Source organism: Streptomyces lycii (assembly GCF_009735685.1).
Classification (GTDB): Bacteria; Actinomycetota; Actinomycetes; order Streptomycetales; family Streptomycetaceae; genus Streptomyces; species Streptomyces lycii.
The window spans coordinates 9,771-36,200 of sequence record NZ_WHPN01000404.1 but is presented as its reverse complement, the minus strand read 5'-3'; the positions used below and the strand labels follow the sequence as shown (position 1 = coordinate 36,200).

The window sequence follows — 26,430 nt, the reverse complement described above, 5'->3', positions numbered from 1 at the left end:
GTCAGCCGGGTGCCCCGCCGCAGCAGGGCACCCGGTCGGTCAGAAGAAGGGATTCTCTGTCGGCCGGTCGGCCTCGGTGGCGGCTCGGAGCAGTTCGGTGAGGTCTTCGGGCTCGGACGACCTCTGGTCTATCCACCACCCGGCACGGGTCACCGTACGAGCGTTCTCCTCGATCTCCGCCCACTCCGCTTCGCTGGTCGTGCCTTCGGTGACCAGTGCGGTGTAGGCGTTGGTCAGGATCTGGTGACGACAGCGCACGCCCCAGGGAACGGCCCGCTCCGTCCCCTCCAGGGGAGGCATCCGGTACTGCTCGGACCAGGCTTCGGACGCCGTCTGCTCCTCGGCGCGCTTCGCCTTGAGCCAGGCGGCCTTGTCTTGCTCGGCGCCCTCGTTCGAGGCGCGCCAGCAGTCCGTGCACTCCTGCCTGGCGAGCCACTCGGCGAAGCCGGCGCGGCGGTCGGCCGGTCGGTCGGACAAGTCGCGGTCGGCATGGTGACCGCAGGTGTGGTCGATAGGCCAGATCGTCTTCACGGCCATGGAAGGGCCTCCTTGAGGAGTTGGATCAGCGGTCGCGGGAGTACGCGATGCGGGGGTCAACCGGCCGGACCGCCGGTGTGGTGACGGCGGCGGGGACCGGCGCCCTGCCCGGGATACCGGCACGGGCCGGGCTGGCGGCGAGCGCGGCGGCGCTCAACGGAGACGCGCGAGCGGGACCACGGCCGCGCTCACGGCCGACGGCCGGCGTGGCAGCAGGGCGGGGCCGAGCCGTCACCTCTTGAGCGAGGCGGGGCTGCACTGCGACCTGGAGCCCCGAACGGTGCAGGGCCACCGTGGCGTCGGCGACTTTCCCCAGCGCCTCGACGCGATCGGTGGTCGCGGGGAGCGTGTAGATGTCCAGGCTCGAGTTGTGCCGCCAGCCGTCCTCCACCAGCGCGAGCCCGCTGAGGCCGGAGACACGGTCGTCGAGGGCTGCGACGATGCCGAGCTGCGGGTGATCGGCGAAGGCGACGTCTGGTTCACCGAGCGGACCGCGGTCGCGTACCTGTGCCGTGTCGGGCGCCAGCGCAGGGTCAAGTGCGACGTCCACATCGACCTGGTAGCCGGCCTTGCGCAGCAGCTCGATGGCCCGGCTCGTACGGCCGTGGCCGTCACGGTTCTGGTCGGCCAGCGCGTACAACGTCGGCTGGTCGGGGACGGGATGGAAGTCGAATCCCTTGAGCATCCAGGTGCTGGCCGCGAGGTTCTTCGGGTTCGCGGCGACGATGCCGTGGACGGGGTGGTGGCCGAAGGCCAGGTCGGGCAGCACGTCGTAGTGGCTGGGCATGGCAGATCCATCCGAGGCGGGTGCGGTTACAGGTGCGGGCGACGGGCGGATCAGTTCTGAGGGTGCCGTGCACGGAGGACTCCTGGATCGCGGTCGGTTAGAGCCGGGGGGCGGATGAGGACCTGGCCGACGGCGGCGCGGCCCGCGCGGAAGACTCCGGCGGCGGACCGGTCGGGAGCACGCGCTGGCCGACCGACGGCGAAGAGGCGAGAGCGACACTCGCCCGGGATGGAGCGGAGTCGGGCGGGAGCACGGTGGCGGCGCGCGCCTTGCCGGAACGTTCCTGCTCCTGGCGTGGTGGTACGCCAAGCTGGTCCAGGCGGGCGTCGACAGCGGAGAGGAGATCCGGCACGCTGCCGCCGTGGCGCGCATGCGGACCGTCCGGCTCGGAGTCGTAGATCACCTCGTAGACGGCAGGCTCGACGGACCGGTGGCGGGTGACCATCCAGCTTTCCGGGGACTCGGGGTGCTCGGAGGGCGGCTCCTGCGGCGGCGAGATGATCAGCGAACTGCCGTCGGGAAGCTCGGCGTGGACGATGTAGTCGCTCAGGCCGTACTCGACGGTGCCCTCCAGGCCGCGCTGCCCGAGCGCGGAACAGAGGGCAGCCTGAAGGCGACGCGGATCGGACCTGGCGGTCGGGGGCGAGGTTTTGTGGTGCATGGAGTTCTCCGTTGCGAACGCCCCGCCGCACGGCGGGAGCCGACGGGGGCGTGGAGCTTGAAGGAGTGCGGTGGTCCATGAGGATCCGGTGATCGGGCAGTTTGGCGCTGCCGTGACTGCGTGCTAGGGATCACCGCGAGCGACCGGGAGCCGGTGGATGCGATGCCGGCGGGACCTGGGGCAAAGCAGGTGATACCCCAGGGGTGTTGTGCGTCGAGCGGGTCCGGGCGACGCGAGCCCGCTCGGTCTGCGCCGGCCGTTCGGTGTCCGCTCGGTGAGCTAGGTATTCACCGACACGCACCAACGCCGGTCCCTTGGAACCGAGTTCATGTGAGTAGTGCCAGCCCTCGGTGTTGCGGTGCTCCTCGGCACGCTCCTTGTAGAGGTGAAGCACGCTCGGCTGCGAACCGTCCATAAGCGCCATGACGCCGTACCATTCGTGCCGCAGCTCCTCCGCCCGGAACAGGATGGTGTCGATCCCGCGTATCCGACGGAGGTCGTCACTGATCGGCCCCTCGACGTAGTCGGGGCCGTCGGCGGCGGCGCGGACCCCGGCCAGCACCTCGGGTCCGTGGTCGAGGAACACCTCGGCGTGCTTCCACGCTTCGGCGTCCCGCTTGACCTTCCCGTCCCCGTAGACCTTGTCGTCCAGCGGCCAGCCGTCCGCGTCGCAGAGCGAGTCCGAAACCGCGTCCCAGGCGTCGCACGCCTCGTTGATCCCGGCGGCGGCCGAGGCCAATGCCGGGAGGTGCCGTCGCCACGCCAAAGGGTCGGTGGCCTGCGACGGCTGGTTGTCACCGGAGGAAGGAGTGGAAGAAGCAGACATGATCGATTCCCGTTGCTGTGCTGGTCGTTGGGCTAGGCCGCCATGCGGGCGTCTGTGTCAAACAGCTCCCGCTCAGCCGGGTGGAGGATGTGCTGGGTGATGAACGAGCGGCCGGCGACCTTCCACAGACCTCGGCCCTTGGTCAGAGCGGACACCGCCTGGGTCTCGACGCCGGTCAGGCCGAGCAGAGATGCAGCGGCGGCGAGCTGGTCGGGCTCCTGGCGGTAGATGATGCGCGTGCTGCAGTCCGCGAGGAGCCCCTCGGCAAGGACCCGGCCGCGCGACCCGGCGTCGCCCGCCGAGAGCAAATCGCTGAGGCGGTGGATCACCATCAGGTTCGCGATGCCCAGCCCTCGGGAGAGCTTCCACTGGCTTTGCATCCGCTCCAGCAGCCCGACGTGCCGCATCAGCCGCCACGCCTCGTCGTAGATCACCCAGCGCCGACCGCCATCGGGATCACTGAGGGCTGACTCCATCCACGCGCTCGCGCACGTCATCGCGAGTACCAGTGCCGTGTCGTCACCGGAGCCGCCGAGACGGGAGAGATCGATGGACAGCATCGGTGTGGTTGGGTCGAACGACACGGTGCTCGGCGCGTCGAACATGCCGCTCAAGTCGCCGTGCACGAGACGTCGCAAGGCATGGGCGAGGTCCTGGGCGGCTGAACCGAGGTGCCCCGCCTGGTGGCCGAGGGCCTGGTCGAGGCGTTCGGGGGAGCCGAGTACGTGGGCGATCTCGCCGAGCAGCGGCACCGTGCCCCGGGCGGCGGCGTCAGCGACGACCAGATCCAGGGCCAGGTCGAGGGCGGTGTGCTCCATCGGTAGCAGGTCGCGCTTCAGCACGGTGCGGGCGAGGCTGGCCAGCAGCAGCAGACGGCGCTTGCGAACCTCCGTGAACCAGTCCTCCTCGCTCACGGAGGCGGGGCGAGCCGGGGCGTCCAGCGGATTCAACCGTCCAGGGAGCCCCGGGCCCAGGGCGATGCTGTATCCGCCGAGGGCCTGCGAGACACCGGTCCACTCCCCCTTGGGATCGCAGGGGATGTAGATCCGGTAGCCGTGGGCGATCGACCGGGTGGCGATCGACTTCGCCAGCGCCGACTTGCCCATGCCGATGATCCCGGCCAGGACCGCGTTGGGGTTGGTGAAGCCCTCCACCCTGCCGCTGTTGTAGAGCGAGAACGGGTCGAAGCAGAAAGCCGCCTCCGCGTGCACATCGCGGCCGATGAACACCCCTTCGGCGCCCAGGCCGCCCTCGGCCACGAACGGGTACGCGCCGCTGGCTGTGGCGGTGGTCATCCGGTGGGCGGGCAGGGCGAGCTTGCCGCCGCGGGCGGAGGCCGGACCGGGGCGACCGGCGAGCGGGTAGGTGGGCCGCAGATCTGGGTCGAGGGTCTGCTCGGCGCGGTGCTTGGGCGGGTTTCCGGCGAGGCGTGCCTGGCGGCGGGCTTCGGTGAAACCGGCTCGGGCGGCCCGCTGCTCGGCGCGTGTCGTCTTACGGGGCACGAACAGAGGGGAGGCGCTGGCGCGGGTACGAGGCATGAGCGTTTCTCCAGGTGAGGGGTGGGTCAGCGGCGGACGAGGCCGGTGAACGGAGCGTGCAGGTCGGCCGGGGTGGTGCGCCGCCGCACGAGATGAGCGGTGCGCTGGTGGCGCTGGCAGATGGTCAGTTCCGGTGCTCCCTCGGGAAGGCCGGCCTGGCACGCCTCCGGTGCGGGGATCTCGCCGGACTCCGGCCGGGGTGCCGCGTGGTAGGCGGCGTGGAGGTGCTCGGCGGCCTGCCAGATGCGGGTGCGGGCGGTACGGAGCTGGTCGCCCTCGACCGCGACGAGCCCCCCGGTGCGACTGGCGTGGGCGTCGAGCAGCCCGTACAGCGAGACGAGGTGGGCGTGCAGGGTGTCCAGCTCAGCCCGGGTGGTGACCAGCGGGCCGCCCGGGATGTTGAGTGCCCGATGGAAGTCGAGCGCGGCGGTGGCGAAGGGCACGAAGTCCTGCGCGGTCGGGCTGGCGGTGCGGGACATGAGGGTGCTCTTTCGAAGGGAAGGGTCAGGCGGCGAGCGCGAGCGGCAGGGCGGCGGCGGTGAACGCCTCGGCCTGCTGCCAGGTCAGCGGCCGGAGATCGAGCTGGGCGCCGACAGCGGCGGTCTCCACGACGGCGCAGGCTGTGCGCAGCTCGTCCTCGGTGTCGGCCGAGACGGTCAGCAGACCGGTCAGGGCGACGTCGGCGTGCCCGGCGATGAGCTGGCGTTCGCGGGACTTGATGTCCTGGTACTCGATCGAGTCCGCCTCGGAGTCGACCTGGCCGCGCCGGGCCCGTTCGGCGGCGTCGGCGATCACGCTGGACTTCTTGCGCTGCACGTCGCGCAGGGCCGCGTCGAGGTTCTTCGGCTCGTAGGAGAGCGACAGCGTGCGCCGGACGCCGCCGGTGAACAGGAGCTGGTGCAGGAAGCCGGCGCTGGTCTCGGTGCGCGGCCAGTTCTCCACCCAGTAGGTGGCGTGCACGGCGGAGTCGGTTGCGATGTGGTCCGCCTTCTCGACGACCACGACGGGGCCGGCGGCGGCGGGCTCGGCCTCGGGGCGACCGGCCGTGGACCAGCGGTCGAGTGTCGCCAGCGCCTTGGGGTCGTAGGAGGTGCGCACCACGGCGGCGATCTCGCGGGCGGTGAGCCAGCCCGTCGGGGTGAGACCCGCGGTTCGCGCCGCCTGGTCGAACGTGGAGGTGAGCTGGGCGAGGACACTGAAGGCACCGGTGAGACCGCCGCCAGCCTGGTTGATCAGCCGACGGGCCGCCTTGGTGTCCAGGGACACCGCGACGTACGCCTCGTGCGGGGCGGCTGCGGGGCCGGCGCTCTGGATCAGCTCGTTGTAGATCGCGCCGGCCATCGGGGTGTCGGGTCGGCCGTGCTCTTCCCAGTAGCGGCGCAGCGCGTCGCCGGAGTCGGGGATGGTGCGCTCGATCACCTGGATGCGGGCGATCTGCCCGGTACGGGCGAGGGCTGCCAGAGCGCGTCCCCAGCCGCCGACGTTGGCCTGCTGCGTGCCGGGGTCGAGCAGGGCGTAGGCGCGGGAGGAGACCTTGACCACCGCGGTCAGCGTCCCGGTTTGCGGGTTGTGGACGGCGCCGTATTTGCCGTCGGGAGCAGTGGTCACGCGCAGGCTGGCAGCGGTGCCGGGAAGGTGGAGCAGGCCCTCGCGGGTTGGCCGGCGGGAGGGCCGGGTGAGCCAGACGAGCTGGCCTCGCATCCGGCGCAGCGCGTATCGGACGACGATCGGGGCCCAGTCCGCCAGAGCACGGCCTCGGTGGCGGACGAAGACGAGCAGGGCGATCACGGCCCACAGCGGGATGAGCTGGAGGGCGCCGACCACACCGCGGGCGAGAATCACGGCGAGCAGGAGAAGGCCGGTGAGTCCGGCGACGGTCAACTGCGGGACGGTCAGGCCGAGCAGGACGCCCCGCCTGCTGCGGTGCGGGAACTTCACGGTGGGCGTGGAGGACTGGTGCTTGCCGGACATGGTGGTTCCAGACGGTGGGAGCGGGCGGAGGACGGGGCGCGCGGCGCTCTTCTGGACGTCATGGCGAAACCTTCCTGCTGGAGGGGAGGCGGGGGCGGGCCGTGGAGTGCGGCCCGCCCCCGGGGATGTGGGTCAGGAACCCGACGGCGGCTGGGTGGGATACACCCAGTTCGTCGGCGTCGCGGAGCCGGTGGCCGACGGACCGGACGCGGACGCCGGAGTGCCCGAGGCCGAAGGTCCGGGGTCGGCTGGCGGCATGGAGGTCATGTCGCCGCCCGGAGCCGATGCGGCTGCAAGGTGACCGGAGCCGCCCGCAACGCCTTGGGCAGTCGATTCGGACCCTTCCGGTTCGTCCTCGCCAGGACGTGTGATCAGCGGCGGGATCCCGGGGCGCTGGATCAGAGCCCGGCCCTTGTCGCCGCTCGCGTTCGGGTCTTCGCCGTACCGGAAGCGGGTCTGCTGCTTGGGCGGCCCGGCGTCGATGCCCTCCTTGCTGAGGTTGCCGCCGGAGGGGTTGATGCCGGAGGCGACGCCATCGGTGCCCGCGCCCGGGACCTGGTTCGGACCCTGCGGAGCGGGGGCGCCGGTACCGGCCCGCAGTGCGAGGCTGCCTGCGGTCTTCGCGGCTCCTGCGGCGACCGCCATGCCGGCGACACCGGTGCGGTGCATGTCGTCGTGGCCGCCGCCGTCGCTGGCCCAGTGGACGAACTTGTACGTCGCGTAGGGGCAGAGCAACACCAGGACCATCACGACGATGCCAGCCATCGCGTCGGACAGGGCCGCCATTCCGTCGCTGGCGTCGGTCTTGCCCATGGCGGAGACGCCGATCAGGAAGACCACGGTCATCAACAGCTTGGAGACGATCAGGGTTCCGGTGGCCTCGATCCAGCCGCGCCGCCACCGTTTGGCGACTTCCCAGCCGCCGCCCGCCCCGGCGAACACCGCGAGCGCGACCATGATCAGGACACCTACCTTGCGGGCCACCATCACGCCCCAGTAGAGGAAGGCACCGATCGCGCACCCGAAGGCCACCAGCGCGGGCACACCCCAGCCGAGGCCGTACATGGCCCCCATCTGATCAACCTTGATCACACGACGGATCGCGTCGTCGATCGAGGTGTTGGCGGCTTTGAAGAGGCCGTCGGACAGCGCGTCCACCACGGTGATGGCGACGGTCGTGAAAGCGATCGCGGAGAAGCTGAACAGGACTCCGGTCATGGTGCCGAACGCCGCCTTGGCGAGGGCACGTTCGTCTCGGCGCCAGGCCGCGGTCATGAGCTGGATGCAGAAGATGCCGACGGTCAGGGCGAGGCCGATGGGCAGCAGCAGCTCGTAGTTGTCGCGGAACCACCCGGCGTTGAGGTCGATGGCCGTCGTCTTGTTGACGGCCTTGGCGGCCAGGTCGGCCGCGCTGGACGCCAGCTCGCCCGCCGACTTCGCGATCCACGCGCCGAGACCGTCGGTGACGGTGCCGGCGGGGTTGGTGGCGAAGTCGACAGCGCCGCACACCTTGTCCATCAGCGGGAAGTCGCAGACTCCCATGGGTCGTACCTCCGTTCTGGGGCGAGGGTCAGGGCGCGACGGACGGCATGACGCCGACCAGGGCGCAGGAGTGGTTGGGCCGGCACTGGACCGCGAGGGTGGTGGACCGGCTCTCCGCGCCGCCGGCGGCCGAGCCCTTCCAGCGAATCGACTGCTTGCCGGAGACCGTGATGGCGTAGACGTACGCCTGGGTGATCGCCCCGGGGTCGTCCTGGAGGGCCTGGGTAAAGGCGTGCGGGAAGTGCCCCTCGTTGATCTTGGCGGTGGCGACCTGCCTGTTGGCCGCCATCTCCTTCCACAGCACGGCCGAGGGGACCGCCTGGTCGACGGAGGCCGGGTCGGCGTACTTCGACTCCGTGGTCAGCCAGCCGCGCAGCGCCTTGCGCAGCTCGGGCTGCGAGTACGCGCGGGTGTCGTACGACCACAGCGCTGCGGCGGCGGCCTTCCCGTACGTGATCGGGTCGTGGGTTTTCGGCGGAACGGGCAGAGCGCGGGGCCGGGTGTGCGGCCCGGACGGTGCCGCGGGCGACGAGGACGCCGTGGGCGAACTCGGCGGTGGGGAAGCAGTATCGGAGGGGCTTCGGCCCTCGCGGGTGAGGTAGGCGGCCAGGCCGGCGAGGGCGACGAGCACCGCCAGGACGGCAGTGCCGAGCAGCGCCCGGCGGCGCACGCGAGATGCGCCGCCGGGGTGGGTGGAGTGCTGAGCCATCAGTGGACCTGCGTCCCGAGCGTCGAGAAGAACGCCACCACACCGTTGGCCGCACCGAGAAGAAGGGCCGCGCCCGCGCTTACCAGCACGCCCTTCTTCCCGTTCGCCTCGGCCTGGTGACCACCGGAGTGGTGACCCCAGGCCCACACGCCCGCACTGACGGCGAGGGCTCCGACCACGGCAATGAGTCCGAACAAGTTGATCGAGCCCATCACCTGCTTGAGGACGTTGAGGCCAGGGAGCCCGCCCTCGTTGGGCTTGATTCCGGGGTCGTAGGCGAGCTGTATGACCTGTTCAGCGAGATACAAGGGAACTCCAGTTCGAATGAGTGCACGCCAAAGCCCGGTGGGGCGAACCAGCGGTGCGAGGGGAGGTGAGGAGGGGGGAGGAGCGCCGGTCAGACGACTCGGCGGGCCGCGAGAGTCCGCGATTTCCAGGACGCGACGGTGGTGATCCGTACGACGTCACCGGTGTGCGGGGCGTGGACGATCAGGCCCTGCCCGATCGCCATCCCGACGTGTTCCGGTACGGCGGCCGTCCCCTCGGTGAAGAGGAGGTCGCCCGGCTTGAGGGCATCGACCGAGACGGCCTTGCCGTCCTTGACCTGCGTGTACGTGGTCCGCGTCAGGGTGACCCCGGCGGCCTTGTACGCGCCCTGCATCAGGGAGGAGCAGTCGCAGCGGCCCATCGGGTTTTTGCCGTGGGAGTCGGTGCACGTGCCGCCCCACTGATACGGGGTGCCGAGCTGGCCGAGCGCCCACCGGATCGCCGTCTGTACCTTCGGCGGCGCGGAGGCGGGAATCTTGTACTCCTCCGGCAGTACGCCCGCCGGGATGGTGCCGAAGTCCGTCCCATCGCCGTCCGCCGAACAACCCCCCGCGGAATCGGGAGAGGGGCTGCCGGTGTCGGCAGAGCCGGACGGCGACGGGCTCGGCGATGCGCCGCCAGCCTTCTGCAGCAGGGGCTCGATGGCCTTCTGCAGGGCGGTGGCCAGCGGCTCCCATTTGGCGTACGCCTCCGGGAAGCCCGACTTCTGTACCGCCTGGGCGGCCTGGGTGACAGAGAGGGACTGCCAGCCGGAGACCTTCTTGAGCCCCTCGTAGAACTTCGTCGAGGCGTGCACCGGGTCGAGGATCTGGCTGGCCGTACCCCAGCCCATCGACGGCCGCTGCTGGAAGAGACCCAGCGAATCGCGGTCGCCGTAGGTCAGGTTCCGCAGGCCGCTCTCCTGCAGCGCGGTCGCCAGGGCGACGACCTGCCCTCGGGCGGGGATGTTCATCGCGACGCCCGTGGCCTGGATCGTCTTGGCGTTGGGCACTTGGTCGGCAGGCGCGTCCAGACCCGGCACGGAGACCGAGCCCTTGTCGCCGCCGTCCAGGATGGCCTTCACCTGCTTGGCGACGGCGGAGGCGTCCACACCCTGTGCACCGTCGGTCGAGCACGAAGCCGAGGCGGTCCCGGCACCGATGCCAAGGATCGGCAGTGCCAGCAGGAGTGGTCCGGTGGCGCACAGACCGACGAGGGCTCCCGTCGTCTTCTTCACGGCCGCCGCCGTTCAGCGTGTCGGTGGTGCGGACCGGTCGAGGGAGGTGGGTCGGGGCGCGGGTGTGTCAGGGCATGCTGCATCGCAGCGGCTCCTCGGTGTTCGAAGGAGACGCGGTGCCGACTTCTCGTGCAAAGCCGTCGGCACCGCGCCGATGTGCATCCGCCTCTCGGCGGGCCCGGGTCAGAGGAGTTGGTAGCTCCAGGACGCCGGTTTCAGGTCACGCGCGGCAGCCAGCCGCGCTCGTAATCTCAGGCAGTGCACAGGGGCCTCCTCACGGCGCTCGCGGGCAGATGGGCAACATGCCTCCGACGCTGCTCGATTGGACGAGACGGCACGGATAAGCACAGCTCAACGGGGGTGGAGCAGCGCTCCTTCCCGGTGGCACGGCGAGACAGTAGACCGGGATTCCGGCCGCGCCAAACGACTGCCATCCAGGGGCCCGAAGCAGGGAGCCACCTCGTTAGGCGCGGCCGGAATTCGCCGTTAACCTCCGCTGCAACCTCGCACCGGATGCACGCCGTTGAGCGCTGCCCGGAGCAGGTCCAGACTCCGCCGCGCCCGAAGAGAGGCCCTCCCCATGAGCTACACGCTGCACCGAGGCGACGCCCTGACCGTCCTGAAGTCCCTCCCGGACGAGAGCGTCCAGGCGGTGATCACCGATCCGCCGTACAACTCCGGGGGCCGCACCAGCTCTGATCGAACCGGCCGTACCGCACGTGCCAAGTACGTCACGAGCAACTCGGCGCACGACCTCGCCAACTTCCCGGGCGAGAACCGCGACCAGCGCTCCTACCGCTCCTGGCTCACCGAACTTCTCACCGAGGCGTACCGGGCCTCGACCGAGCACGCGGTCGCGATGGTCTTCACCGACTGGCGCCAGGAGCCGACCACCTCCGACGCCCTGCAGATGGCGGGATGGACCTGGAGCGGCACGATTCCGTGGATCAAGCCGTCCAGCCGGCCCCGCAAGGGCGGGCCGAAGCAGGACTCGGAGTTCATCATCTGGGGCGTCAAGGGCTCCCTCGACAACACCCGCGACCTCTACCTGCCGGGGCACTACATCGCCTCCCAGCCCCGCAAGGGCCGGGTTCACATCACCCAGAAGCCGGTCGAGGTCATGCAGCAGCTCGTCCAGGTCTGCCCCGAGGGTGGCACCGTCCTCGACCCGTTCACCGGCAGCGGCTCCACCGGGGTCGCGGCCCTGCGCGAGGGACGCCGCTTCGTGGGCGTCGAGCTGTCCGCGCACTACGCGGACGTCGCCGAGGAGCGGCTGCGGGCCGAACTGACGAAGGACGACTTCGAGCTGGCCGGACCGGAGGCCTGAGCGTGAGATCGAAGAGAGGCCAGGGCCGGCGGCCCACAGACGCCAGAGGGGCGGCTGGAGCATCGACTAACCGATGCACCAGCCGCCCCTCCTGTTACGTCAGGCCGCCTCGAACGCCCGCCGGATCAGCGGCGCCGCCTTCTCCAAGTCGGCTGCCGAGACGATACGGACCTCCAGGTCGCCGGTCCCGAGGTGTCCGATACCGCGCATGTCCCGGGTGAAGCCCTCCTCCAACTCGACCGTGTCCGGGTCGAGTCTGAGGTACACCAGGATCGCCTCGTGCTTCGGACGGAAGATCACCGACGCCACGTTCACCAACCGCCGATAGGCGATGTAGTGCCGCAGGGACGCCACCTCCACCTCGCCCCATGCCGTGAGCGCCTCGTCCAGTTCCGCGTACAGGTCCCGCAGGCACTCCGGCACCGCTCCTCCACCCGCAGGCGGAGAGACCGCCGAAGCCGTCGGCACGCTGTCCGCCACGGGTGCCCGCTCCCGGCCCCGGCGAGACGAGGCAGCGCTCGGGAAGCCGGTCGCGGAGTCCACGAGCAGCAGCCCCAGCAGGCCACCGTCGAAGATCCGGTAGCGCACCAGGTCGATCCGCTCGGGCAACCTCTGCACCGCCACCCGGTCGTGGTGCGAGAAGCCCGCCGCGATGCAGATCATCCGCGGACGACGCCAGTCGACGGACTCGGCGGCCTCCGCCCCCAGCACCTTCCGCACGAGCGCCTCGAACTCGTGGTGCGCCGACTCCAGCCAGGACAGGTAGGAGACCGCCTGGGACATCACCCCGCTGTCCGAGCCCTTCTTGAACTCGATCACCACCGGGCTGCCGTTCTCATCGAGCCCCAGGGTGTCGATCCGCCCCCGGTGCCAGGGGCCAGTCGGATACTCCGATGCCAGGAAACGGACGCCCAGCATCTGCTCCAGGCCGGCCTCGACCCGCCGCTGCAGCTCCACCTCCAGGGCTACCGTCGAACTGCACAGCTCGACATCCCGTCCGTCCGCGTTGAGCCGGAATAGCTTCAGATCGCCCACAAGTGTCCCTCTGTTGCGTACGGGCCAACTACGGGAGAATCCGACCGGACTTTGATCTATTCCTATAGGCGCGGAGCAGTCGGTATCCGGCTCTACTTGCCGTGTGTGTGTCCTCTTGGTGGCCTCAGCGTTGACGAATGTGGGCGCAGGCGAACAGTGATCGAAGAGGGAACAGATGAGCCGCTTCAAAGCGATGTGGGAACCCGCTCGTAGAGTGAGTCTTCCGCTCGCAGGAGTTCGCGTTCGACAGCGTCGGTCAGGTTCGGATTGTCGATGAGCACTCCGAACTCGATGTTGTTGTGCTCCGCGCTCCACGAGAAGTTGGCACTGGTCACGAGCAGAAAGCGGTGGTCGATGGCGAGGAACTTCGCGTGGTTGCGGACGTGATCGCCGTCGAACTTCCTCGTTCGCAAGATAGTCGCCGGCTTCATATGCTCGGCGACCTCGGTGGTGGTTGGGGACCAGCTTCGCTGGCCGCGGTCAGCGGCCCTGGTGTCGAGGTAGACGCGTACGGCGATCTCCGGCCGTTGCGCTATCAGCCGCAGTGAGTTCCAGAGCCCCGATGTCCTTTGGAAGTTGAAGGTCGAACACGTGACGGAGCAGCGCGCGCTGTCGACCAGCTGGGTCGCCGAGGTGGTCAGTGGCCCGCTCTGGGCGAGGGGACCAGGCATGGTCCAGAGAGGGGTGAGAAGTGTGGGTGCCGAGCGAGCGCCTTCTATGGCACGCAGGAGGGTGATGAGATGGCTCGGTGAGGGGGCACTCGGGTCGGTGAGCTCCAGGAGTGCCCGAACCTCTGCTCGGTGGCCGACGGCGATGACCTTGAGCGCCGTGGTCAGGGTGTCGCCGTCGGCCAGTCGGTCGGCGACTTCCCTGGCCTCGGTCCCGGTGAGCAGCTGGCCGAGTCGCCTGGCCGCCTCGGCGTCAGCCGAGGGGCGAGAAGAAGCCAAGGTCGCTCCCGGGTAGGTCGACGAGGAACCGGCGGTCGAGGAAGCGATTGGCGCGTTCGCACGAGGTCTCCGACGCCATCACGCAGCAGTGGCACGCCGCCCCGTGTAGAAAGTCCTCGGGGTCCTGGGGCGTGCGCATAGCGCAGATGGGGTCTGAAGAGCACCGCGTCGCCTTGTCGAGCGCGTTGGACACGACGCGCTGCAGGCGGGCGGGTTCGCTCAGCTGGACCAGGCCGCCCAGTGTCCCGTCGCTGTCCGACGCCGTGGTGCAGATCAGCAGACCGGCCGCTGGCTCACGTCCTTCCGCCTCCGGCCAGGCGTAGAGCCGTTCGCTCAGGCTTGCCGCGGAGTAGCCGCATGTCATGGCGAGTTCGCGGATGAGGACATGCGCGAAGGTATGGACAAGCCAGTATCGCGGAAACCTCAGCCGGGTGTCGGGATCGACGCTCGCAGCCGTGTCGGAGAACCGGCGGTTGAAGTTGCGCTGATGCGCCTTGCGGTGGGCCTGCCACAGGTCCGTCGCGAGGACCCGGTTTTCCCAGGCGGCAACCCTCTCCTCGTCGAGCTGCAGGAAGATGCCCTCACCCCGGTCCTCGGTCGCGACCGTCCAGGTCGGCCTCGCGGCACGGGTCAGGGGCGCCAGCCGCCGGGGCAGGTCGCCTACACGATCCATGTCGTCGATGCGCGTGAAGCCCACCAAGGCATTGACCTTGCGCAGTCGTTCCACGGCGAGAACCCGCGTGATCTCGGGCCGGAGAGCGGGGTCGCGCGCACGCTTTGACAGCGTCAGACCGCTCGCCTCGTCCTCGTGGCGGGTGCCGAGCGGATCCTTCAGCAGATAGCGCCACTCCGGAACCAGCAGGTCGACCGGATCCCAGGTGCGGATCTGCTCTTCCTGCTCCTCCTCGGTGGCGGGCGGCGCCGAGGCTGCCGTCACTGCCTGCTCCAGTTCCTGGTCGGACAGCAGGGTGATGTCCACCTTGCCTTCGAGCAGATCGCGGAGGATATCCAGGTTCTCGCGGTACTTAGCCAGTTTGTCACCCAGGGAAGTGCGGATCCGGTCCGCGAGGTCGCTTGCCCGTTCCTGCTGGGACTCTGGCATGACGATGATCGACTGGGTGGCGGGGAACCAGAGATTGGAGGCACCGACCAGGATCAGCCGCGTCTTGTTCCGACAGCCCTTGGGCTCGAAGGCGTCAAGGTGTGGGTGGCGGCCCCGGCAGTCGGGCAGCTTGGACTTTCCGGCCTCGCCCTGGGCCTCGTTCATCGGGCGGCGCATATTGCAGGACGCGCAGTGGATGACCGCCGAGGCGCCCTTGCCGGCCGTCCGGTCGACCATCTTCAGGGCCGGGAACTGCGCCTGGGCACACGGCTTGCCGTGATGGACCCACTGGTCGTACGGGAACTCGTCCAGGTGTCCGTCGACGCAGGCGAGCAGATAGCGGGCGGGCACGGCGGTGCGGCGGGCAGGCTTGCGTGCCCTGTTGCCGGACCGGCCGGTGCACTTGGCGTGCTCGAAGCAGGCCAGGTCGGTCCGGAACGGGTGGGTGTTGCGGTAGTCGAACTGAGAGAGCATGCCGAGCATGTCGCAGCCGGTGCACCGCAGCCACTGCGGGAACACGCGGGCCGGCACGCCGAGATCATTGCCCTCGGTGGACAGACTGATCCGTTTCGGCTGCCAGGGGTGGGGGCGCAGCTGGACGTCGGGGGAGCGCAGGAGCATGCGCACCACGTCGCGCAGACGGGGCGCGTGGATCTGAGGCGGGAGCGAGTCCCGGCGTCGCCAGATGCGGTCCCAGTCGTCCAGGCCGGTGGACATGATCGTGAACTGGGGCAGGTCCATGATCGAGCCGGGGCCGTAGGTGTAGAGCAGCGAGGACGGCCGTCCCGAACCGACCTTGGCGCGGTTGTGCTTGGCCGCCTTCTCCGCTTCCTTCTCCAGGTCGCCGAGGGGGTCGACGGCGGTCGCGGCGTCGTAGACGAATCGCGTCACGTCGGTCACGAGGTCTCCTCGGGAAACACCCACTGTGGTGCACCGGGGGGTGCGATGTACACCAGGTTCTCCTTGATCGGGCTCACGAGCAGGTTGATCTCCGGCTGCACCTCGCGCATCGAGTTCGCCACCACGAACGGCGGAGCGTCCCGGGTGTCGGCGCGCGACTTGGCGTTCTCGGCGCTCATCATGAGGGCGTCGTGCCGCGTGTCGTCAGTGACCTTCTCGTAGACCAGCGATTTACGCAGGTCCTCAAGATGCTTGCGGCGCTTGCCCCAGTGGTCCAAGCGGTTGCTCAGCCGCAGCCGCGCCCGCTCGGCTGCGTCCTCGTCGGACGCTCGTCGTACGCGGCTTACCAGCGCGTCGATCAGCTCGCCAGCGAAGTGCTGCTCGCCCTCGATGCGGGCCGCGCCGTGCTCGGGTGAGAGACCCTGCACCTGGACGGCCTGGAGTACGCGGGCCGCGCTGACCAGTACGCCGTCCAGGCCACGCTCCAAGGACGTCACAGAGAACGGCGTGACGGACAGCGCCTCGACCTGGGCGTAGAAGGTCTCGTGGTAGTGCCGGAACTGCTCGAAATGAGCGAGGTCGCGCGGTCTCGCCCAGTTGCCGAGCGCGACGACCAGACCGGGCTTCTCCGCGACACGTCCCACGCGTGAGGAAGCCTGGATGTACTCGGCGGTGTTCTTCGGCTGACCGACGACGAGCATCAGGCCGAGCCGGGTCACGTCCACGCCGACCTGGAGCATCGAAGTGGCCAGGACCACGTCGTACGGGCTCACCTCGCGCTCGGGCACCGGCTTCTTGGCCTCGCGCAGGGACCGGAGCTGTCGCTTGCCGGCCGTCGAGTCGAAACTCGGGTCGAACGGCACCGCCATCTGGTCCAGGGTCGCGGTGATATCGGCGCTGGCCACGCGTGAGGTCAGCTCGGCGACATGGAGGGCACCGAAGTTCGTTCCGGTACGGCTCGGCAGCTTCGACCACGGGCGGCGCTTGGCGAGCGCGGTCTGGATGTCGTCGCCCATGTAGCGGGCCATACCGGCCAGTTCACGGGTCGCGCTGAAGTAGCCGACCAGACTCAGGTACGGATCGGCGGCATCCCCGGACCGGTCGAGGAGCAGCTGCGCCGCGGCCATCAGGACCTCGGACACACGGATCTCCGCCGTGGTCAGGCGCACACCGGTGGTGCTGATCCCGACGTACTGCCGGCCGGGCGCCTTCTCGGAGACCGGCACCTCCTTGGAGAAGAACGTGTTCCCCGCGTCGAGCACCTGCGGCGGAAAGATCGTGACGTCGCGCCCGTAGAGGGCACGCACCTGGTCGGGCGCGTTACGGGCGGTCGCCGTCGAGGCGACGAGGAGGGGACGTACCGGACGCCCATCGCTCGCACGCCAGGCGGTCATCACGTCGATGGCGACCTCGAACAGGCCGACCGTCGTGCCGAGCGCCCCAGTGATCAGGTGCAGCTCGTCCTGGATGATCAGGTCTGGCGGCCGGAGCCGCGCCGCCGGGTGCACGGCGGCGGCTGGCAGCGCGTCCTTCTTCGGATGCTTGCTGCCGTCCTTGATCTCGCAGTGCTGGTAGTCGGGATGGACGAAGCCGTGGCGTTCGCACCGCCTGGACACATAGCCGAAGAGCGAGGCCGCCTCGCCCTCGCGCGCTAGTCGGGCGAATTTGTCGACGGTGGCGATGACGAAGGCGGGGGCGAGGCGGTAGATCTCCTCGTCGACAGTGAGTACCGGCAGCCCTTCGGCCACCTCACCGCCGTCGGCGAACGGGCACTCGGCCAGTTCGTCACCGCAGTAGACGTACACCCGGCGCTTTCCGCCGTCCGCCCGCACATCGCGTGCCTCGATCCTGGTGCCGCACCAGGGACAGCGCTGGATCTGCAACACGGTCAGCCGGTACCCCCGGCCCTCGTTGACCTTTTGCAGCTGGGTCGCTGCCTCGTCATAGCGCTTCGGACTCACGTCCGTGCCGACCCACAGGCCGATCCGGAACGGCTCGTCGCCCCACGTCGTCGGGTCCTTGAGGCGCGCCATCTCGGCCGCGCAGATCAGGGCCGTGGCGCGCTGGAACTGCTGGGCGGTGAGCAACCGCAGCGTGTACCGCATCAGCACGGCCACCCCGGACCTGCCGTCGAGCGGGCCGCCGAAGGCGTCGACGACACCCTGGCGCCGCCGGATGGCGAAGGTGTACGCGGCAAGGCCGAGGTACGCCTCCGTCTTGCCGCCACCGGTCGGGAAGAACAGCAGCTGCGCCTTGGCGAGGTCGCCGGAACGCTTCTCGGCCGCCGGATCGGACAGCAGCGGGAGCTGCATCAGTACGAAGGCGAGCTGGAACGTACGCCACGAGTGCGCCTTGGCCTCCAGCTCGGAGAGGATCGTCGCGCGAGCTTCGTCGATGCTCTCATCGGGCTGCTTCGCCCGGCGCTGGGCCACCTGCGACTGGATGCGCTGGTCGGCCATCACCTGGTTCATGAACCGGAAGCAACGCAGCGCCTCCTCATCACCGAGCAGGTGTTCCAGGCCGTCCTCGAGCTGACGCTGCACCTTGCGGGCCTCGGCCACCGCGTCCAGGCCCTCGGAGCGCAGGTGCGCCGGCAACGCCTCGGCCCGCTGCTGTTCGCCATCGAGCCAGGCGGCGTAGCCCGCGACGATGGGTGTGAGCCCGGCCATCAGGTCTGCGGGGCTCGCCGACGCCAACTTTCGCATGTCCAGCAGCGCCTCGCCGATCTCCTCGGCGGCGGTCTGCGGCGTCTGACAGGCCGGCAGCCAGGTCGTCCAGACCTCGCTGGCCCGACGCGCGCCGTCTGCCACCGCCCAGTCGACCGAACACGTGCGCCCGATCGCGAACTCGAGCCGGTCCCGGTACTGAAGCCGCAGGCGGCGCAACTCGTCGTCCCGTTCCAGCCGGGTGTCCTGAAGCACGTCGGCGACCGGGAGGAAAACCTCGGCGCCACCGGCCTTGACAGACAGCTTGGTCTGGTAGAGCCATGCCTCGACGGGGATCTTGCGGGGAGTCTCCCGGTCGTTGCACAGCGCCACCTCGATCAAGCGGCAGCCGCGATCGGTGTCGTCGTAGCGGTCGACCCGCAGGAGCACCTTGTCCTTGAGGGGGATCATTTTGGTCTGGGAGGGGCGCAGGTCGGCGACGATGACCGTCTTGGTGATCTCGATGGGCGTGCGCTTGAAACGACGAATGCGCGAGGTCGTCTCTCCATCGCTCCCGTCCTGGCTGCCCTTCTCCTTGATCGGCTCGTACACGCCCCAGGAGGCGGTCACGGTGAACGAGTCGAGGGCGTCCGGGATCTGGCAGCGCAGACCCATCGACGCCGGGATCATCAGGCCGCGCTTCTGCGGATCGTCCTCGACGGTGTCCTCGTCAGCACTCGCGCCGGCCTCGTCCACGGCGGTCACCGGTACGCCCCGGCTTGCCACAGCGTCGACGGCGTCACCGACGTCGGTCGAGGCATCGTCCGAGCCGGCCTCCCCGGGGTCGTCGTTGCCAGAGGTGAGGCGAACGGGGGCGATCCGTCCAATCAGATAGGCCGAGTCCGGTACGCCGTCGAGGACCTCCTCGGGCCCGTTGGCCGGTCCGAGCAGCTCGCGTTCCAGGATGTCGACCAGGTTCTCGCGGGCGGTCCAGGACCGGTCGTCCGGTTCGAGAGCGAGCCGGTAGGGCAGGTCCTGGGGGTTGGCTGGCGTGGTCACTCGTCGCCCTCCTCGTCCTCGGAGGCCGGGGGCAGAGCCTCACCCTGAGCGGCGGCTCGTCGGTGGTTCTCTTCCAGTAGCCGGTCCAAGATCTCGACGCGCGCGGTGGGGCTGACCGTCCACCGACGCATCTGCCGGTACGTGTGGAAGCCGTGGTCGAGCGGGACATCGCTCCAACCGTAGGCGTCCATGACGGCCTGGTCGAGTTCGAAGTGAATCTCCCGCATCCGCGCCACGTCGCCGTCGGCGGAGTCGGTGATATTGGGGTCGTTGACCAGGTTGTAGAGCTTGGTCAGACCGAGGTCGCGGCGCAGCATGATTTCGCGGCGCTCGGATTCCACGGTTCGGCCCATCTCGGCCAGTCGGACGGTTGGCGCAGGCCGCGGAAACGTCTCAAAAACACCCGAAGGCGTGTAACGGGGATCCTTTCGCAGGCCAGATCCGTACTTGATTGCCCACATCTGGTGGGGGCTCGACGACAGTACAGCCTGATCGGTAAATGAGTCGGTTGCGAAGACTACGGTGGCTTCACTTGGGACAAGCCATTCATCATCGTGGCTTTTGCTGAAGCGACACGGCATCAAGGTAACTGAGTGCCTTGTCAAAATCAGCATCTGGTCCAGTTCGGCAATGGCCTTGCGTAGCGCTGGTCGCGATCGCAGAAACAGCCACCACGGGGCTTCCCGCTCCGCTTTGCTCTTCTTCGCTCGCTCAGGCTTTACCCTGGAGAGCAGGCGTTCATATGGAAGCGGGTATGACCGAGCTGAATCCTCAGAACGGTTGTTGAAGTCGATGACCCATCGGGATGGCGAGTTATCCGGCCGAGAGTTGAGGTCCTCCCCGTTGAGGTAGGGTCGCAGAACTTTCGAATTTCTAGGGTCGGACTCAATCCACTCGTCAGCTTCTTCCGGAGATAGTACGAATCCCATTCCCAAGGCATAGCAGCCGATATAGGAAACTTTGGCATTCTCGACCAAGCGCCTCGGTTCGCCATCCACTCGGCCAACAGGTTCCAGCAGCGTAGAGATGCACCGTACTGCGACTTCGTCAGCCATGCGTGGTGTGTCTGGATTTACGGGCGCGCGAGTACCCCAGACTGCCGCGTACTCCAGGTTGGCGCCTGCGGCTGGCCATGATCGACTTTGGATTGCGCGGGTAATTGTGAAGCCGGCAGCGACCATTTGGTCGAGCCCGACCTCGCGACTTTTGCCCTGAGCAATACTGTTAGTTGCGATAAGGCCGAGTCCGCCGCTCGTCGTCACAAGAGCCATGGCGTGCAGGAAGAAATAGGCGACAAGATCGGCTCTTCCGCGTCGCCCATGCGCGAGGGTATGGACAAGCCAGTCGCGCACATTGGTGCCCATCGCTCCTGTCACATCGGATCCACTGAGGAACGGTGGGTTGCCGATGATTGCATCGAAGCCGCCCCGCTCCATCACATCCGGCACGGCGAGGATCCAGTGCAGCGGCTTCCACCGTGAGTAGTCCGTCATCACCGTCGGCGTGAGGCCAGAGTCCAGGATGCCGTCGAGCATCCTCCGATCCGCCTCACCGCCATCACCCGGATAAGCGAGACCCACCGCGATACCGAGATTCTCGTACGCCGCCTTCAGCGCCTTGCCAGGTTTGCCGCCGAGCCGCAGTCCAGCTGCAATCACCCCGTCCGCGACGTCGGCGAGCTGGGCCGTCAGTTTCTGGTACTCCCGCCACTGCCGCCGCTTCGTGGCGGCGGAGCGCTGCGGGTCGCTGTCGTTCACCTCGGTGGCCAGCTGGCGCCGAAGACGGGTTGCCTGCGCGAGCACCCCTTCCACGTCCAGATCGAAGAGGCTCGGCGGGCCGCTCGCCGCATCGGGGTCGATGTGCAGGCGCTTGAGCTGGCGCGCGTCGGTGAGGCCGAGCAGTGAGTTGCCGTGCAGCACCTTGTCGTCGACGAAGGAGAACGGCAGCTTGGGATCGAGCGAGACCAGCCACAGCGACAGCTTGCACATCTCCACGGCCATGCCGTTGATGTCAGCGCCGTAGAGACAGGTGGCGACGACCGTCCTTATCGCGTGAACGTGCAGGTCGTGTGGCGTCCCGTGTGCCACACCCTCGCGCTGCCACGCCTCGACGAGCCGGGCGGCGAGGTAGCGCGCTGCGGCGACGAGGAAGGCGCCGGAACCGCACGCGATGTCAGCGATCTTGAGATCGAGGATCCGGTCCGAGAACACGGGCCGCCACGCGTCCTGGTCCGCGGTCTGGTGCGGGCCGGGCTCGAAGACGAGTGGTTCCAGCGCGTACCGCACGACTTCCTCGGCGAGCGAGCGCGGCGTGTAGTGCGCGCCGGCCGTGGCACGCGACGGGGTCTCGACGACCAGCACCCCACCGGGCACCACGACCAGGGGCCGGTTGCGCAGGTCGCGCCTGATGATCCCGATGTACGGGCGCAGCCGGTCCCGCAAGTCGGCGTCGGTGGTCGCGGCGCGCAGTGCGCGTTCCGTGTCCTCGAAGATGTCGCCGGCCCGTAGGGCCTTCGCGAGGGCGGCCTTCGTCGGCGGCTTGGCGGCCGGCTGGTACTCCTTGACCCAGGCCAGGATCGCGTCGGTCAGTGCGGCGTCGGTCTGCTTGGCCTCCGCGAGGGTTTCGAGTTCGGCGAGCGGCATCTCCGGTTCTTCACCCGCGGTGCCGATGAGTCCGACGATGACCCCGTCGGACTCGTCGACCTCGGCGCAGGAGTAGCCGAGCAGACCTTCGTAGATGTAGCCGATCTGCTCGACGTCGATGTCGCGGAACGAGATCCGCCGGGCGGGCTGCCCCTTGAGCTGGGCGATCTGGACGGCTCGCAGGACTTCGAGCATGACCCGGTCGCTAACGGTGATCGCGAGAGTGCCCTGGTCTCTGCGCGCGGTGAGGAACGGGAATCGATCGGGGTCGAACAGCGAGCCCCCATACTCAGGCAGACGCAGGTCCTCGAAGGAGGCTCCCCGGTACAGCGCCTGGGACGTAGCCAGCAGGCGGTGCCAGGTCAGATGGGTGGCGTCGAGTGCTTCGCTGCCCTCTTCGTGAGCTCGGGTGTCGAGGGCGTCCAGTTCGTCGCTGACGCCGTAGCCCATGGCGAACAGCCTGCTCTGCGGGAGCAAGCCGCGGTCTTCGGCGAAGAGTAGAAAGACGACCCGCATCATCACCGTCACGGCCGCTTCGTACACGTCCGCGCGCTTGGCCGGCAGCGGGTCCGTTTCGCCATGACGAACCGCCTCCAGGGCGGCTTCGGACAGCGCCTGGACGAGCAGTTCGACCGCGCGGCGAACCTGGGTGCCCAGCGCCTCGGTGATCTCCTCAGCGGCGGCGACCGACTCGCCGAAAAGCTCCGTCAGGCGGTCCTCGGGCTTGCCGCCGATCAGGCGCCGGCGCTGGAGCAGCTCGATGAAGGCGTTGCGGGTCTGAGGTTCCTCGATCCAGGTCTGTGCGTCGACGATGCCGGAGGCGACCATGGTCTGCTCGCGGGCGCTGACGATCCCCCACCAGCGTCCGTCCGTGACGACGCCGATCGGGATAGTGGTCGCCCGCAGCAGCTCCTCCATGCGGTCGACCGGGCTGGCCGCCCACCCGTCCGTGAGAGGGTCGCGCAGCGAGTCGACCGGATCGACGACCAGTACCAGCGCGCCGGTTGTATCACCATGCATGAGCGCACCGTTCGGACGTACGGTGACGGCGTGGTTCGGCGACCGGACCTCGCCCGCGGCAGCGGTTGCGTAGGAGCCGCCCCAGCGCAGGACCTGACGAAGGACGAGGTCCACCCAGGTATCGCGCGCTTCGCGGTAGAGGTCGACGGCGGCGCTGTCGTCCCGCTGCTTGTCCCAGTTCTCCCATGCCTTCTCGAACGCGGGCTTGGCGTCCTTGAGGGTGGCCAGGGCGCGGGCGTCCGGCTGGGGGATTCCCTGTGGCCAGACCCGCTTGAGCGCGGGAACGGCGAGGAACGGCCCGTCGGTGTCGACCAGTTCGAGCCAGTTGCGGTGCAGATCGGAGGCGTTCAGTGCGGACGTGCGGGTCATGACTGCACCATCCCGGCCTCGGCGTCCTGCGGGGTCAGAGCGAACACGACGGCCGCAGCGGACACGTGGGGCCTGATGTCGCTGTAGCGCTCCCCGATCGCGGTGATCTCTCGCTCCTCTTCCTCGTCCAGGCTGGCCAGCCGGTCCTCCATTGCTCGGAGGTCACGGCGGCGTTGGGCCTGTTGGTCGTCGGTGAACAGGGCTTCCTCCTGGGACCTGATCTCCCGCTCCAGGCGGTCTCGGGACTCGTTCAGATTGATCCGGAAGGCGCCGAAGATCTCTCGTGCCCTGGCGATGTCAGCGTCCCTGCGGTTCTGCAGGGACTCGGTTACCTTTTCCCGACGGCTTTCGCCCTTGCGTGTCATCGCGGTCAGTAGGCGGGTGCGCAGCCGGGAGTCGTCCTCGTTCCACAGCCCCGCGAGCATGGTCCGCACCCGTTCGTCGGCCAGCACGAGGTCCTCGGTGTCGAGTGCCTCGTCGAGGACCTGCTCGACCTTGGCCTCGGCGAGTGCCTGTCCGCGCAGCCGGATGCCGGTGAGGAAGACCTCCTCGTGCAGCCGCAGCCCGCCGCGTCCGACGAGGACCAGCCGTGAGACGGCGGCGACGCACGATTGGGGCAGGTCTTCGGCAACGACCGCCGTCACTCGGTTGACGGGGGAGTCGACGCTGAACAGCGCGCTGCGCAGGACGCGGCCGGAGCGCTGCATGAGAGCGTGGCCGAGGTGGACGTGCACCAGGTCGGTTCTGCCCTCGGCGGCCTGGTCGTCGAAGGTGATCGGGCGGGGCACGCCCGGTTCCAGACGGGTGTCCAGGCCGCGTAGCGCCGACTGCCATGCGGATCCCAGCGAGGGGACGGTGAAGACCTGGGCTTCGGTCCGGTCGTCGCCGATTTCCTCCAGCGGTGGTTGGGCGGTGAGCGCTAGCGCCGTGTCCACCACGCGGCGTGCGTTGCTGGGGATGAGGTGCATCTCCGTCTTTTGCTCGTGGTAGGTGCGCGACAGCTCAGTCAGCCGACGGTTCAGTTCGACACCGCCGGCCAGGGCGCGGTTGATGACCTCGTTGCCGTCGTCCGGTGCGCTCGGCCGCGTCCTGCGGCTCGGCCTGGTCGGGCTGAAGTGATTCTGTACGTCTGCGTCGATGACCTGGTTGACCGAACCGAGATCGGCGGCGACGTGGCCGACCTTCTCCGCGATCCGACGCATGAAGTCCAGGTCAGCGGCATAGGTCGTGGAGGTGGAGTCAGGCGCGAAGTGGTAGATCTCGGGAGTCTGCTGCTGGCCGTAGCGGTCGATGCGGCCGATCCGCTGCTCCAGACGGGAGGGGTTGAACGGGATGTCGAAGTTGATCAACCGGTGGCAGTGGGCCTGCAGATCGATGCCCTCACCTGCGGAGTCCGTGGCGATCAGCACGCGGACCGGGTGCTTGGCTGGGTCCTCAGTGAAGCGGGCCCGGATCTTCTCGCGCTCCTCGGTGGGCGTCGAGCCCTGAATCGTCTCCAGTACGTCACGGTAGCCGCGCTGGGACAGGACATCGGCGATCCAGTCCAGCGTTGCGGCGTACTCGGTGAACACCACGACCCGTTCGTTTGTCCAGAGACGGCCGTCCGGGCGGCAGATCGCGTCGAGGAACGACTTCAAAGCCTCCAAGCGGGAGTCCGGCCGGTGTTCGTAGCGCCGCCCCCACTCAACAAGCGACGAGATCTCGGCACTGGTCGCCGCCACGAGGGGGTCCGAGCCCTTGCTCTGCCGCAGCGCGGTGAACTCCGGGTGGTCGGCCTCGCCTTCCTCCTCGTCCGACTGCCCGCTTCCCAGGACCTCGGTGTAGTACTCCTCTTCGTCGTCGACGCGGAGCTGTCGGTCGCCTGCGCCGGCTTCCTCGTAGAGCTCCAGCGTGCGGGCGAATGACCACGGGCTGGACAGGAATCGCTTCTTCAGAAGGATGGAGACGATGTCACCGGAGCGGCTCTTGCCGTTCGCGCGGGCACTGTCTTCGAGCAGGCGTTCCAGGCGCGTGAACTGCTGTTGCTCATCGCTGTCCGGCGTGAACGGGATCGTCTTGAGCTGACGGGTCTTGAAACCCTTGTCGGTCAACTCACCCTTGAGTCGCCGGACCGCTACCTCGCGCAGCGCGCGCTCGTCAATGCTCGCGCCGCGGCTGAACCGCCGGCCGTCGATCATCTCCAGCAGGGCCGCGAACGACTCGGGGTAGCCGTTGTGCGGTGTCGCGCTGAGGAACAGCCGGTGCTCGCAGCTGTCCGCGAGAAGCTTCGTGGCCGTCGTGCGCTGGCTGTCGACGGCGTATCCACGTCGCCCGGGCGCCGTGGTGGGGCTGGCGGGAGCAACGTGGTGGGCCTCGTCGACGACGAGGATGTCGAAGGCGAAGCGCCGGGCGTTGGACGTGCCCCGCACGTCGGCCAGCACGTCGCGCAGCAGGCGCTGCGCCCGCAGTGTGGGTAGCCAGGACATGCTCACGATGACCCGGGGGAAGAGCCTGAACGGGTTGGCGTTCAGCCCATGGCTGCGCCGGACCCGGGCCATCAGATCGCTGTTGACGATGACGAAGTCCAGGCCGAACTTTTCCCGCATCTCGTCCTGCCACTTCAGGGCCAGGCTCGGCGGGCAGACGATGACGACCGATCGGGCGCGGTGACGTAGCAACAGCTCCTGTATGACCAGCCCGGCCTCGATCGTCTTGCCCAGGCCCACGTCGTCGGCGAGCAGCAGGTTCGTACGGGAGGACTGCAGAGCTCGGCGAAGGGGCTCCAGCTGGTACGCCTCGACGTTGGCGCCGCTGCGGAACGGAGCCTGGTATGAGTCGGCATCGGCGGAGGTGACTGCTCCCCAGCGCACGGCGTCCACAAACGCGGCGAGCGTGTTGGGGTCGTCGAATGCCTCCGGGCGGATGGCCTCCGGAAGCCCCTGATCCGGAGCGACGGTATGCCCGACCTCCAATTCCCAGACCACCGCCAGCTCCTGGCCGAGCCGGTCCTCCTCAAGTGACTGAAGGCTCACCACGTGCGCGAGACCGGCAGTTCCTTCATCAGCGGGACTGCGGGGAAGGCCCTGCTGGCGGACGTCGGCCACAGCCCAGGTGGAGCCACGGACGTTGACCACCTGGCCCGGCTCCGGCAGGGGCGGATGCGATGCCGAACGGGTGGCATCGGCGCGCTCTCCCGGCAGGTGCTCCGCAGCAGTCTTCACCTTGAACCGGCTCCTTCTCGATAGGTCGCAGCCCTACGAGAGACATCTTCCTCCCGTCTTGCGAAAATCG

General features: G+C 68.8%; 18 protein-coding genes. 1 reads left to right on the top strand and 17 read right to left on the bottom strand.

Going from position 1 to position 26,430, the window contains the following annotated elements:
• Window positions 1–39 precede the first annotated feature (39 nt).
• From GCU69_RS28205 to GCU69_RS28155, 11 genes are all read right to left on the bottom strand, one after another.
• On the bottom strand, window positions 40–537 hold the full coding sequence (locus GCU69_RS28205) for a hypothetical protein (protein WP_156207564.1): 498 nt from the start codon (window positions 535–537) through the stop codon (window positions 40–42).
• 25 nt (window positions 538–562) lie between these two features.
• Window positions 563–1,324, bottom strand: coding sequence for a hypothetical protein (locus GCU69_RS28200; RefSeq protein ID WP_156207563.1), 762 nt, complete (start codon window positions 1,322–1,324; stop codon window positions 563–565).
• A gap of 97 nt (window positions 1,325–1,421) precedes the next feature.
• Window positions 1,422–1,985 carry a hypothetical protein gene (locus GCU69_RS28195; RefSeq protein ID WP_156207562.1) on the bottom strand — a complete coding sequence of 188 codons (564 nt, stop codon included), beginning with the start codon at window positions 1,983–1,985 and terminating at the stop codon, window positions 1,422–1,424.
• Between the two features lie 130 nt (window positions 1,986–2,115).
• Window positions 2,116–2,811, bottom strand: a complete 696-nt coding sequence (locus tag GCU69_RS28190) for a hypothetical protein (RefSeq protein WP_235978750.1) — start codon at window positions 2,809–2,811, stop codon at window positions 2,116–2,118.
• Between the two features lie 32 nt (window positions 2,812–2,843).
• A complete protein-coding gene (locus GCU69_RS28185) occupies window positions 2,844–4,349 on the bottom strand; it encodes an ATP-binding protein (protein WP_170315952.1) in 1,506 nt (501 codons plus the stop codon).
• A gap of 26 nt (window positions 4,350–4,375) precedes the next feature.
• Complete coding sequence (locus GCU69_RS28180; protein ID WP_156207560.1) at window positions 4,376–4,828, bottom strand: DUF6238 family protein; 453 nt, start codon at window positions 4,826–4,828, stop codon at window positions 4,376–4,378.
• Window positions 4,829–4,853: 25 nt separating this feature from the next.
• A complete protein-coding gene (locus GCU69_RS28175) occupies window positions 4,854–6,320 on the bottom strand; it encodes an SCO6880 family protein (RefSeq protein WP_156207559.1) in 1,467 nt (488 codons plus the stop codon).
• 132 nt (window positions 6,321–6,452) lie between these two features.
• The gene (locus tag GCU69_RS28170; protein WP_156207558.1) at window positions 6,453–7,862 is read right to left on the bottom strand and encodes an SCO6881 family protein; all 1,410 of its coding nucleotides are present in this window, start codon (window positions 7,860–7,862) and stop codon (window positions 6,453–6,455) included.
• Between the two features lie 28 nt (window positions 7,863–7,890).
• Window positions 7,891–8,571 (bottom strand): hypothetical protein, encoded by a 681-nt coding sequence (locus GCU69_RS28165; RefSeq protein ID WP_156207557.1) that lies wholly within the window; start codon window positions 8,569–8,571, stop codon window positions 7,891–7,893.
• The gene (locus GCU69_RS28160; RefSeq protein WP_011029048.1) at window positions 8,571–8,879 is read right to left on the bottom strand and encodes a DUF6112 family protein; all 309 of its coding nucleotides are present in this window, start codon (window positions 8,877–8,879) and stop codon (window positions 8,571–8,573) included. Before GCU69_RS28160 ends, GCU69_RS28165 begins: the two co-directional genes overlap by 1 nt.
• Before the next feature lie 89 nt (window positions 8,880–8,968).
• Window positions 8,969–10,114: a C40 family peptidase gene (locus GCU69_RS28155; protein ID WP_156207556.1), complete on the bottom strand. Its 1,146-nt coding sequence runs from the start codon at window positions 10,112–10,114 to the stop codon at window positions 8,969–8,971.
• A 580-nt stretch (window positions 10,115–10,694) separates the two neighbouring features.
• On the opposite strand from GCU69_RS28155, the gene GCU69_RS28150 reads away from it, so the two are divergent.
• Window positions 10,695–11,441, top strand: a complete 747-nt coding sequence (locus GCU69_RS28150) for a DNA-methyltransferase (RefSeq protein ID WP_047471334.1) — start codon at window positions 10,695–10,697, stop codon at window positions 11,439–11,441.
• Between the two features lie 99 nt (window positions 11,442–11,540).
• Here GCU69_RS28150 and GCU69_RS28145 read toward each other — a convergent pair whose 3' ends face one another.
• The 6 genes from GCU69_RS28145 to drmD all read right to left on the bottom strand — a co-directional run bounded on the left by GCU69_RS28145 (window position 11,541) and on the right by drmD (window position 26,360).
• Window positions 11,541–12,476: a DUF5655 domain-containing protein gene (locus GCU69_RS28145; RefSeq protein WP_156207555.1), complete on the bottom strand. Its 936-nt coding sequence runs from the start codon at window positions 12,474–12,476 to the stop codon at window positions 11,541–11,543.
• 185 nt (window positions 12,477–12,661) lie between these two features.
• Complete coding sequence (drmC, locus tag GCU69_RS28140; RefSeq protein WP_156207554.1) at window positions 12,662–13,423, bottom strand: DISARM system phospholipase D-like protein DrmC; 762 nt, start codon at window positions 13,421–13,423, stop codon at window positions 12,662–12,664.
• Complete coding sequence (drmB, locus tag GCU69_RS28135; protein ID WP_156207553.1) at window positions 13,398–15,425, bottom strand: DUF1998 domain-containing protein; 2,028 nt, start codon at window positions 15,423–15,425, stop codon at window positions 13,398–13,400. The genes drmC and drmB overlap by 26 nt, the downstream gene beginning before the upstream one ends.
• On the bottom strand, window positions 15,422–19,129 hold the full coding sequence (gene drmA, locus GCU69_RS28130) for a DISARM system helicase DrmA (protein WP_156207552.1): 3,708 nt from the start codon (window positions 19,127–19,129) through the stop codon (window positions 15,422–15,424). Before drmA ends, drmB begins: the two co-directional genes overlap by 4 nt.
• Entirely contained in the window at window positions 19,126–23,160 is a 4,035-nt protein-coding gene (locus GCU69_RS28125; RefSeq protein WP_156207551.1) for a DNA methyltransferase, read from the bottom strand. The genes drmA and GCU69_RS28125 overlap by 4 nt, the downstream gene beginning before the upstream one ends.
• Window positions 23,157–26,360: a DISARM system SNF2-like helicase DrmD gene (gene drmD / locus GCU69_RS28120; RefSeq protein WP_218037996.1), complete on the bottom strand. Its 3,204-nt coding sequence runs from the start codon at window positions 26,358–26,360 to the stop codon at window positions 23,157–23,159. Before drmD ends, GCU69_RS28125 begins: the two co-directional genes overlap by 4 nt.
• Window positions 26,361–26,430: the final 70 nt, after the last annotated feature.